The sequence below is a fragment of the Streptomyces sp. NPDC045695 genome (assembly GCF_056432025.1).
This window is the reverse complement of the sequence record NZ_JBWKJU010000013.1, coordinates 170,542-180,482: the sequence shown is the minus strand read 5'-3', so window position 1 is coordinate 180,482 and position 9,941 is coordinate 170,542. Positions and strand designations below refer to the sequence as shown.

Annotated in this window: 8 protein-coding genes and 3 pseudogenes; 5 read left to right on the top strand and 6 right to left on the bottom strand. The window is 68.8% G+C overall.

Features of this window, described 5'->3' with window-relative positions; genetic code table 11:
• The 4 genes and pseudogenes from AC07DU_RS22850 to AC07DU_RS22835 form a co-directional block, all read left to right on the top strand.
• Nucleotides 1-269, top strand: a pseudogene (locus tag AC07DU_RS22850) (hypothetical protein); the annotation flags it as partial.
• Nucleotides 270-302: 33 nt separating this feature from the next.
• Entirely contained in the window at nucleotides 303-887 is a 585-nt protein-coding gene (gene thpR, locus AC07DU_RS22845; protein WP_479034033.1) for an RNA 2',3'-cyclic phosphodiesterase, read from the top strand.
• An 88-nt stretch (nucleotides 888-975) separates the two neighbouring features.
• Nucleotides 976-1,704 carry a TetR-like C-terminal domain-containing protein gene (locus AC07DU_RS22840; RefSeq protein WP_479113206.1) on the top strand — a complete coding sequence of 243 codons (729 nt, stop codon included), beginning with the start codon at nucleotides 976-978 and terminating at the stop codon, nucleotides 1,702-1,704.
• 124 nt (nucleotides 1,705-1,828) lie between these two features.
• Nucleotides 1,829-2,260 carry a VOC family protein gene (locus AC07DU_RS22835; protein WP_479113204.1) on the top strand — a complete coding sequence of 144 codons (432 nt, stop codon included), beginning with the start codon at nucleotides 1,829-1,831 and terminating at the stop codon, nucleotides 2,258-2,260.
• 34 nt (nucleotides 2,261-2,294) lie between these two features.
• Here the strand turns inward: AC07DU_RS22835 and AC07DU_RS22830 are convergent.
• From AC07DU_RS22830 to AC07DU_RS22805, 6 genes and pseudogenes are all read right to left on the bottom strand, one after another.
• A pseudogene (locus AC07DU_RS22830) lies at nucleotides 2,295-2,390 on the bottom strand (IS5/IS1182 family transposase); the annotation flags it as partial.
• Nucleotide 2,391: 1 nt separating this feature from the next.
• Nucleotides 2,392-2,475: pseudogene (locus AC07DU_RS22825) on the bottom strand (IS5/IS1182 family transposase); the annotation flags it as partial.
• A 175-nt stretch (nucleotides 2,476-2,650) separates the two neighbouring features.
• Nucleotides 2,651-4,816, bottom strand: coding sequence for an SAM-dependent methyltransferase (locus AC07DU_RS22820; RefSeq protein WP_479113202.1), 2,166 nt, complete (start codon nucleotides 4,814-4,816; stop codon nucleotides 2,651-2,653).
• A 42-nt stretch (nucleotides 4,817-4,858) separates the two neighbouring features.
• Nucleotides 4,859-5,968: a monodechloroaminopyrrolnitrin synthase PrnB family protein gene (locus tag AC07DU_RS22815; protein ID WP_479113200.1), complete on the bottom strand. Its 1,110-nt coding sequence runs from the start codon at nucleotides 5,966-5,968 to the stop codon at nucleotides 4,859-4,861.
• A gap of 511 nt (nucleotides 5,969-6,479) precedes the next feature.
• Complete coding sequence (locus AC07DU_RS22810; RefSeq protein ID WP_479034015.1) at nucleotides 6,480-7,073, bottom strand: hypothetical protein; 594 nt, start codon at nucleotides 7,071-7,073, stop codon at nucleotides 6,480-6,482.
• A gap of 55 nt (nucleotides 7,074-7,128) precedes the next feature.
• Nucleotides 7,129-8,190, bottom strand: a complete 1,062-nt coding sequence (locus AC07DU_RS22805; protein WP_479113198.1) for a helix-turn-helix domain-containing protein — start codon at nucleotides 8,188-8,190, stop codon at nucleotides 7,129-7,131.
• 458 nt (nucleotides 8,191-8,648) lie between these two features.
• On the opposite strand from AC07DU_RS22805, the gene AC07DU_RS22800 reads away from it, so the two are divergent.
• The gene (locus tag AC07DU_RS22800) at nucleotides 8,649-9,845 is read left to right on the top strand and encodes a DUF4185 domain-containing protein (RefSeq protein ID WP_479034009.1); all 1,197 of its coding nucleotides are present in this window, start codon (nucleotides 8,649-8,651) and stop codon (nucleotides 9,843-9,845) included.
• The last annotated feature ends 96 nt before the right edge of the window (nucleotides 9,846-9,941 follow it).

The following is a 9,941-nucleotide window of genomic DNA, read 5'->3' as shown; positions in this document are numbered from 1 at the left end:
ACGGAACCGGCGACCCCATCCAGGTCCACGTGACGGCCACCCCCGACGGACTGGCCCTCACCGTGATCAACCGAACCGGCGCACGCACGCGTACCGGTGCCGGCACAGCCCCCACCCCCGCCCCGCGTACCTTCCCGACCTCCGGCCACGGCCTGTCCGGACTGGCCGAACGCATCCGACTGCTCCACGGCGAATTCCACTCCGCCCCGGACGGACCGCACCACTGGCGCCTCGCCGTCCAGCTGCCCGCGCGAGGGGGGCGAATGTGACGGGACGGCCCCGGACACGGTACGAAGTCTCCTGTGAACCATGAGACCCGGCCCGCGACCGTGCGGATATTCATCGCCCTCGCCCCGCCCGACGACGCGAAGGACGAACTGGCACGGGAGCTGCGCCCCTCGTACGAGGCCTACCCGCGCATGCGGTGGAACCGCATCGAGGACTGGCACATCACCCTGGCGTTCCTCGGGGAGCTCCCCGTGACGGCCGTTGGCCTCCTGGAGCCGGGACTCGCAGACCTCGCGGCAACCCACCCGCCCCTCCGGCTGGCCCTGCGCGGCGGCGGCCACTTCGACGAGCGCGTCCTGTGGAGCGGAATCGACGGAGACGTCGCAGGACTGCACCGCCTCGCCACCCAGGTGCGTGAGCTGGTCAAGGACTGCGGGATCGCCTTCCAGGACCGGCCGCTACGCCCCCACCTGACACTCGCCCGAGCCCGACGCAACGACGTCACCTCCGCGGTCGAAGCCGCGACCCGGCTCACCGCGTTCTCCGGCCGCCCGTGGCACACCGAACGCCTCCACCTCGTCGCCAGCAACCTCGGCCGCGGCCCGGGCCCCATCCACTACCGCGACATCGGAGCCTGGCACTTCGGCAGTGGCAACTGAAGACCCCGCACGGGCGCGCCCCCACCACCCGTGCTCCTGGCGAGACGGACCAGTCCGGCCTGCCGGTGCCCGCGGGTACGGTGTGAACATGGATGTTCTCGCAGCAAGTTCGACCGACGGCGCCATGTCCCTGCCGACCATAATCAAGAACACCGCGCGTCAACAGCTCATGGAAACGGGCGCCGACGGGCTGGCCCTGGACTCCGTCGCGCATGCCTGTGGCCTTGTGATCACCGATGTGGAAGCCGTCTTCCCGCACCGGGACGACCTGCTGACCGCCTTGGTCATCGATGCCTACAACGCGTCCGGCGCGGCGATGGAGCAGGCCGATCAGGGCGCCGGCGACGCTCACGCGTCAGCGGGTGCGCGGCTGCTGGCCGTCATGCGCGCGTTGCGGGAGTGGTCCTTCGCGCACCCCGCGGAGTTCACCCTGATCTACGGCTCGCCCGTCCCGGGCTACCACGCCCCGCAGGACACGGTCCCTCCCGCGTCGCGCACCCCCGCGGTGCTCGCCGGCATCGTGCGTGCGGCACTCGTCGACGGTGAACTCGTCGCGCCCCGGCGTACGGTGCCCGGGCCGCCGCTGCTCCTGCCTTCGGCGGTGGAGCTGTTCGGCGGCGTACCGGAGGCACCGTACTCGGACATCATCGAGCGCGGGATCGTCCTGTGGAGCAGTCTCATCGGACTCCTGGTGTTCCAGGTGTTCAGCCGGACCCACGACAGCGTCAAGGACGAGGCCGCCTTCTTCGACTACGCGGTCGCCGTGGCGGCCGAGAGCGCCGGGATCGTGGTCCCCCTGAGCGAGAGCACACCCTGACACCCCTCATTCGTTGGCAATGAGAGAGCAACTGCCCCTCGTCGAGGACGCCATGGGCAAGCAGGCACGGGTGTGGATCCACCCGCCCCGGGGAGGTGGGCAGGGCCCCTGTTATCGTGCGTCGATGTCAACGATCAAGCAGCTCCAAGTGACCTTCGACTGCGCGGAACCTGCGCGCCTCGCCGCCTTCTGGTGCGAGGTGCTGGGGTACGTCGTACCCCCAGTCCCGGAGGGCTTTGCCACGTGGGAGGAGTACCACCGCTCACTGCCGCCTCAGGACGAGGTCTACTTCGCGTGCGCTGATCCCTCGGGTGTGGGGCCGCGCGTGCTCTTCCAGCGAGTTCCCGAAGGCAAGGTCGCCAAGAACCGGGTGCATCTTGATGTGCGGGTCGGTACAGGGCTCGTGGGTGACCTGCGCCTGGCCACACTCGAGGCCGAATGCGCACGGCTGATGGCACTCGGTGCGAAACACGTGCTGACGCAGCGCGCCGATGGCGTCAACGAGTCGTGCATCACGATGCAGGACATCGAGGGCAACGAGTTCTGCCTCGCCTGATTCTCCTCCGAGACTGCGAGGGGGGAGCCGTCTCCACGGCGGCCTTCGCGCCAGACTCCTCCCGTGCCCGGCAGTCGTTGCGACTGCCGGGCAAAGGCTCACCGACCACAACGGCCGGGCGGGTGTCCGCGCACCAACTTGCCGAAGACGCGCGGGCTCAGCCCGGTAAACGGGGTTATCCAGGACGGTTCCGCCGCCGTGATCACGCCTGACAGGATCAAGATGATTCCACTGCTTCCCACCCCTCCTACACGCATGCGATGCGGCAGCGTTCCACCTGGTCCGCCACCTGCTCCATGAACCAACGCATGATCTCGTAGGGGATGACGTGCTCGTCATGGCTGTCCCGAGTCACGGCGGCCCGACCGGGCCGCCGCATTCCGCTCCCCGTCAGGAGGCGAGGTGTGCGCGGGCTACCCAGTGATGGTCGTGGGAAGGGCAAAGGCGCTCGGGGGGAGCCGGCAACCAGGCGCAGGCGCCTTCTGCCAGCTGCCTCAAGGTGTAGGCCTCGGCCTGCCAGCCGCGCTCGCCGAGGAAGCTGCCGAAATCCTCCAACCCCAGCTGGAACGCGGATCCTCGGGACTTCATGAACGCCAGGAACTTCTCATTGACCGGATCGCGGTAGAACTCGGCGTGCGGTGCGTCGATCAGCAGCACCGAACCACGGCTCGACAGCTTCGTGACGTTCGCGATCAGCCGAGTGAAGTGTTCGAGCTGCAGGTACGGAAGCAAGCCTTCGATGATCCAGACCGTGGGCTTGTCCGCTTCGTAGCCGGCGGCTTCCAGCTGCCGGGGCCATGTCTCGTCCCGAAGGTCCGCGCTGAGGGAGACGCGGCGGCAGGTGAGCTGGTCCTCGACCGACGCGAGAAGCTCCTCCTTCGCTTCCAGCTGGCCCGGCAGATCGATTTCGAAGAACCGGGTGCTCGCGGGAAGGGGGAGACGCCACGCGCGCGTGTCGCTTCCCGCCGCGAGGCACACCACTTGCGTGATTCCCTCGGCGACCGCTTGAGTGAGTGCGAGGTCGCCGAAACGGCCTCGCACGATCACTGAGCCCACCGTACCGCCTGCGGCCAGTGCCTCGTCCGCCATCATCTTCGACCGGGGTGTGCTCAGCAGCGTGGCATGACGGTCCACCAGGTACGGGTCCGGGAGACCGTTTTCCATGGCTCTGATGACCGCCGTGATGAAACTGGTTTCCTTGACGGCCTCGGACTTGTCATCCCGCCGGGCTGTGTCCGTCACTCTGTACTCCAGGTGTTGCGCCGCGTGGCCGGCTGATGATCGTGATGAACTGACAGACAGCGAGGGCCGCGAATTGACCCAGTCCTGATCGAATTTCCCCGTCACCGCGTAGTTGCGGGAGATTTCGGCGAGTTCCTCTTCGCTGAAGACGTCCCTCACGTCTTCAAAACCGTGCGGGGCTCGTTCATGAGCCAGGGTGATGACTCTTTCCGGGCCCATGGAGCGGTTGCTCCTTTGCAGTTCCGTCATCTGTGGCCGGCGTTCGTCTTCGTACGCCTGCAGCGCCTCGCCGACGTCGGCGTCGCGGTGTGCGGCAAGGTGCCACGCCAGCACGCGCGCGTCGATGACCGCCTGCGTGGCCCCGTTCGATCCGGCGGGGTACATCGCGTGGGCGGCGTCGCCCAGGAGCGTCACGTTGCCGAACGTCCACCGCGGGAGGGGATCCCGGTCGATCATCGGATACCGCTGTACGCGCGGCGTGTCGTCCAGCAGGGCCGCGAGGTCGACCCCAGGGGGTGACCAGGCGCCGAATTGGCTGAGGACGGACGCCCGCCGTGCTGCATCGTCCTCCGAGGGGCGCCCGGCCCCGTCGGCCGGGGCGTCCGGGAAGGCGGCCACCCAATTGATCAGGGTTTGGCCCGTCGTCTCGTCCTGGTCGATCGGGTACAGGACGAGCCGCCGTCTGTCATCGCCCAGTACGGCCATGGAACGTCCCGTGAGGAACCTGTCCCCCCAAGCGGTCCCCCGGTACAGGGTCATCCCGTTGGTCGGCGGAGGGCCCTCGGCGGGATAGAAGTGCGCTCGCACAGCCGAATGGATTCCGTCGGCGCCGATGAGCACGTCGCCCTCGACGGTCCGCCGGCGGCCGTCCCGTTCCTCGAAGATGCCGCAGGTCCGGCCGGGCTCATTGACCAGGGCAACCAGTCTGGCGTCGGTGACGATGGCGCTGTCGCCCAGGCGGCGTCGCACTTCCTTGGCCAGGACCAGGACGAGGTGGGAGCGGGATATCGAGATCTGGGGCCATTTGTAGCCGGCCAGGAGTCCGCGGTCTTCCCGCCACACGAGATTTCCCTGCGGGTTGTACATCGCCAGTTCCTGCGTGCGGATCGCGCACTCCAGTAACTCGTCCAGCAATCCGAGCTCGGCGAGCTCGCGCACGGCGTTGGGCAGTATGTTCAGCCCGAGCCCGAGCGAGCGGAGGTCGGAGTCGGACTCGAAGACGGTGACGTCCTCACATCCTGCCGCGTGCAGACTGATCGCGGCGGCCAGTCCGGCTATCCCGGACCCGGCAACGATGATTTTCGTCGCCTTCACTTCACTCCCGTAGGTCGCAGCGTAGGAATCACGGCGCAGGAATCATGGCGTAGGAATGCGTGGTGCCGAGGTCGCTCCGGGCGCGCCGATCATGGCTCCGTTGTGCCTCGTGAGGGTGAGGATCTCTTCGAGGAGCTCCACGCTCCCTCCCCCACTGCCCAGTTCATAGAGCCCCACCTCGACGTGATAAGCACGTCGCGCCATCACGAGGTGCTTACCGCGAAACGAAGTGAGCGATCTGAGGGCTTTGCGCAGGCCTCTCGCGCTGGACTGCACGCGTTCCACCTCGGGTGACGCACAGGTATCGCCGAGGGCCGCGGTGAGGCGGGAGGAGATGGACGGCATGTGCGCCCAGTCCGCATACCGTTCCTGCCAGCTGGGGAGGGTGTGCAGGGCGACCTCGTCGCAGAACTTCAAGTATTCGGGGCTCCCGCGATCGGACGCCCAGAGGAGGACGTCGATGAGGAAGAGCGGGATGTGAGCGGCAGCGGGTCCCATATACCTCTGGCCCGCTATGTGGACATCCTCGAAGAACGGTCTGAGCACTTGGGCGAAGAATTCCGGGGTGACGTGTTCTATGACACTGACCATCGCCCTGTCGGCCGCCGATATGTGCGCCGCGAGGCACTCCATCTTGTCCGCGTAGGCAGGACTGGCCGGATCGTCACCCTGGAGCGCGCGGCCGACGTCGACGGCGTGGGCGAGGTCCGGCACGCACGCGCGCACCGCGCCGATGAGATTGCGCTCCATCTGCTGCCCACTGTAGAGGCGCTCCCGCTCACCCACCGGATTCCAGCACGTGTAGTGATACACCGTGTCCCGCGGGATCATGTGCGTGCGCTGACCCAGCAGCTGGAATGACGCGGTGGCGCTGGGGATGACATCGAAGGCCGACACGCCGTGCCTTTTGAGACTTCCGAGGTACATACCGAGGTCACGCATGGCAGCGATGCACTCGGGGAGTGTGAAGGCGGCGATGCACTCCCTGGAGGGAAGGGCCTCACCGAGGACGCGCGCCAGCGCGCCGACGTCCGCGGAGTCATTCATTTTCGACAGAGTACGGAGCTCTTCGTCCAGCTTGAGCGGGTCAAGCTGCCTGACCTCTTCGTTGACTTCCTCGGAGGTTACATCTATATCGGTCTTGCAGTGCATGTGAACCAACTCTTCCGGTGAGGCTGCATTTTCACTCCTGGTCCAGCGATTCGTACCGCTCGCCATCCAGCTTCGTCTCGATGGTCAGGCGGAGCCGGTGTGAGTACACGGTCGGGTGTCTTCGGCGAAATCCGCCCCTTCACCCCGCGGCGCAATGCGGCCTGTAGGTTGGTACGGCATGACCTGACTCCCCCGGCACGACCCCCGTCGACGGCCGCCTGACATCATCGATCCGCTGTGTTGCGAGTAACCACGAATAATCCGCCAGTTACCGCGGCCTCGGCCCCTGGAAGCAATTTCGACGTTAGCAGTCGAAGGTGACGTCAGACAGATTCACTCCGCATTCGTCCCCGTGCATTTTGCATATTGACAAGTGCCATCCGGGCCTTTCCGGAGTACGTCAAGGGGCCTCTGGTCCGACTGCCGGAACCACCCGTTGCATGCGTGGGGGTACGACGAGTAACGCCGACTGGTGCGGGAATTCAGGCGTTATCGGGCCGGCCCCGGGTGCTCACGGGCCCTGGTGGAGGGCGATCGTCCAGGTGTGGACGGTGTGCCGGTCCTCGCGGCGTGGATGGGGCGCACCGATCCTCGCGGTGAGGAGGTCACCGTCGCGGTGCAGGATCGCCGTGTACGCCCACGCCCGGTCGGGTTCGACGGTGAGGAGCTCGGCGAGGACGGTGGCACGGAGCCGGCGGCCGAGCAGGAAGCGGCCGCCGCGCAGCGCCGCGCCGCGCTCGCCGCGCAGTTCGGCGATGAGGGTGCCTTCGGCCAGGTCCACCAGCAGGGCCGGGCCGAGGTGACCCCAGGCGGTGTACTCGGTGGAGTCCGTGGTGACGAGGACCCGACCGCCGGATACATGGGCGGCGTTGGGGACGCCGGCACACCGCAGGGTCCAACGGGTGCGGCCGGCCGCGTCGACGCAGCTGATCTCTCCCGGTTCGCCGTGGATCCGCAGGTCGTCGCGCCACGCGAGCGGCTGCCCTTCGACACGGTCCGGCTCCTGCGGCGGGTCGCCGGCCTTCCGTCGGTGTTGCACGACGGTGGCGCGCCAGGGGGACGGCGTCGCCCCCGCGGTGGGACCGGCTTCCTCGGGCCTCTGCATGGCCGCGATGCTAACCCGTGTGCGGTGGCAGCCGGGCCGCGTGCCCGGACGGGGGTCAGGGGGCGCCGCCGCTAGAGGGAGGGCTCGACGGTGGGCGGTAGTCGAGCATCGAGGTGCGGACCTGGTCGAGGTAGGGCCGGATGCGTTCGAGCTCCGCGCCCTGCTTCTGCACCCTCCAGGTGGCGATCCGGTAGGCGGCGGCGAGGTTGAGCGCGGGATCCCCGGGGACGCCCTCCAGTTCGGGGGCGATGGCGCAGAGCATCCTGCCCAGCGCGGGGATCGAGTCCTCGGGGGTGAGCGGGGGCTCCGGCACGGCGTGCTGCCGGTCGGGGGGCAGGTAGTACCGCAGGACGCGCGGGGTCCAACGGGCGATGCCGTATTCGTCCTTGGCCGGATCGCTGAGCCCGGGATCGAACCCGCTCTCGGTCTTGAGGATGGCCGCCACCAGCGCCGGGGTGATCTGCGGAACGCCGCACATCCTGCCCGCCTCGACGATCAGGCTCCGGTAGCGCGGTGGGATGTCGGCGTCCGTACGCAACCACGCGGCGTCCTCGGGAGATCGGGAGCTCGTCGGCGTCGCCGGCCCGTGCTGCGCCCGGTCCTGGGCGGGTACGGGCGCCTGCCGCGGGCCCGCATCGCCGGACACGGCCACGCCCAGCGCGACCAAGGCGGCCGCGGCGATGCCCAGAGCGGCCTGTCGCCTCAATGGTGCTGCTCCGTGAGGCCTGGGTAGGCCTCCCCGCCATGGCGGTCCGACCTGGGTCGCGGGCGCCGCGCTCAGGGGGGAGTCCGCAGGCGGCGGGGGCGGGTCCGCGGGCGGGGCTGGCGGAGGCGGCTCCGTCGGCGGGGCGGTGATGAGGTCGTGGGTCCGGATCCGGCGCTGTTCCCACTCCTGCGGGTCCCCGCCGCACGCGCTCACGAACGCCGCCAGCACCGCGGCGCTGGGCAGCCGGTTGCCGGACGCGGCGTCGGCCAGGGTGGAAGCGGAGTAGTGGGCGCGGGTGGCGAGCTCACGGTAGGGCGGGCTTCCCGCCCGCCGTCGTAATTCGCGCAGGTCATGGGCGAATCGGGCCAGGGGGCCCTGCCCGGGATCGAGCGGCTGTTCCTGGCGTCCCATGTCGTGGTCCTCCTTCTCCGCGAGGGGGGCGGGCAGGCTGCGATGTCCGGCGATTGTCCGGGAACTGTCCGACGGGGTCACCGGGCCGGGACAAGGAAGCTCGACTCCGGTTTGAATGACCCCGGTTCACGGCGTACGAGAGGCGGGGGAGCGCCACGAGACCTCGTACTCCGGGCCGCTTCCTGCCGGAGGGCCACGGGGAGACCCGCGCCCTCCGGTGGGGAGGCACCGGTGGGCCGCAGGGGTTTCGGCGGCGAGGTCCATGGTCATATCCAACCCGCCCGCAGACGCGGTGACTTCGCTTTCCGCACCGTCGGACCTGTGGGTAACTTCACAGGCCCGCAGGTCAGGGTGGCTTCAGGGTCCCTTGCCAAGTGACCGGACCGGCCTCTTCCGTCGCGTCGCCGCGTTCGCCCCCCACCCCACTCCCCTATCAACACCCACTGGAGGAATGACTGATGTCCCAGCCTTCACGTTCCGGCGACCGCTCCGCCGCCGTCACCCGCAGGACGGTCCTCCGGGCCGGAGCCGGGGTCGCCCTCGCGGCGGGCGCGGGCCTGGCCGGCGCGACGCCCGCCGCCGCGGCACCCACCGTCCAGCGGGGTACGCCCCTGTGCGAGCAGCCCGGTGACTCGGCGAACGCGCAGGGCCTGGGGTCGGGTGACCTCGCCATCCCCTACCGTCGCGAGCACGACGACTCCTGGGGCTACGTCTTCGGGGACTCCTGGGCCGGTCCCGGTCTGAGCGGCACCTACCTCGGCTCGCCGGTCATGCTCAACCAGGCCTCCTTCGACGCCTCGGGCGCGACCCCGATCTCCTTCACCTGGGCGCAGCCGAGGGGCGGCGCAGCCTGGCAGATGTTCGACTACCGGCACGAGCAGGACAACGGGCACGGCTGGGAGGTCAGCCGGATCCCGAACGACTGCATCGAGTTCGGCGGCCGCACCTACATCCAGTACACCTCGGTGGCCGTGTGGAACCCGCCCGCCGGCTACGACGGCTCGCTGATGTCGGGGGTGGCGTACTCCGACGACCACGGCGTCTCCTGGCACGACTACCCGTACCACTGGGCCGGTGACACGCAGGGCGTCAACCAGTCCATGTACGGGATGTGGTCCTTCGCGGGCATCGACCCCGACGGCTGGCTGTACATCTTCTCCAAGCGGTGGAACGGCAGCCACCGCAACACCGCCGACGGCGGCGCGATCCAGCTGTTCCGCATCTGGCCCGACGATTTCCGCGCCGGGAACTTCGGCGCCCAGCAGAACTGGGCCTTCGCGGACAACCGCTGGCAGTGGACGAGGGACGTCCAGCCCACGCCGATCCTGACCGGGAACAACATCGGGGAGTTCTCGGTGAAGCGGATCGGCGGCACGTACTGCATGAGCTACTTCGACGTGGCCGACTACTCGATCTGCACCCGGACCGCGTCCCGGCCGGATGCCGTGTGGACCGCGCCCAGGCCGCAGATCGTCGGGAACAGCTCGTGGCCGCCCCAGCACTGGGGCAAGCCGGAGCTGCCCTTCCTCTACGGCGGATACATCCATCCGGGCAGCGCCGGCCCGGCGTCGCTGACGTTGATCGTGTCGCAGTGGAACGGTCAGGTCGGGCAGTCGCCCTACCGGGTGCTGCAGTACGACGCCATCACCCCGTAAGCGATCACCGCCCGGCCGTACGGGGCCGCTCCCCCGCACGCCGGAGAGCGGCACCTGCTCCGTCGGGTCTGTCAAGGTACGAATAACCGGGGCTAC

Coding starts and splice junctions, on each gene's coding strand:
- AC07DU_RS22840 (WP_479113206.1), top strand. CDS start 976: ATGGATGTTCTCGCAGCAAGTTCGACCGACGGCGCCATGTCCCTGCCG.
- AC07DU_RS22835 (WP_479113204.1), top strand. CDS start 1,829: ATGTCAACGATCAAGCAGCTCCAAGTGACCTTCGACTGCGCGGAACCT.
- AC07DU_RS22815 (WP_479113200.1), bottom strand. CDS start 5,968: ATGCACTGCAAGACCGATATAGATGTAACCTCCGAGGAAGTCAACGAA.
- AC07DU_RS22810 (WP_479034015.1), bottom strand. CDS start 7,073: ATGCAGAGGCCCGAGGAAGCCGGTCCCACCGCGGGGGCGACGCCGTCC.
- AC07DU_RS22805 (WP_479113198.1), bottom strand. CDS start 8,190: ATGGGACGCCAGGAACAGCCGCTCGATCCCGGGCAGGGCCCCCTGGCC.
- AC07DU_RS22800 (WP_479034009.1), top strand. CDS start 8,649: ATGTCCCAGCCTTCACGTTCCGGCGACCGCTCCGCCGCCGTCACCCGC.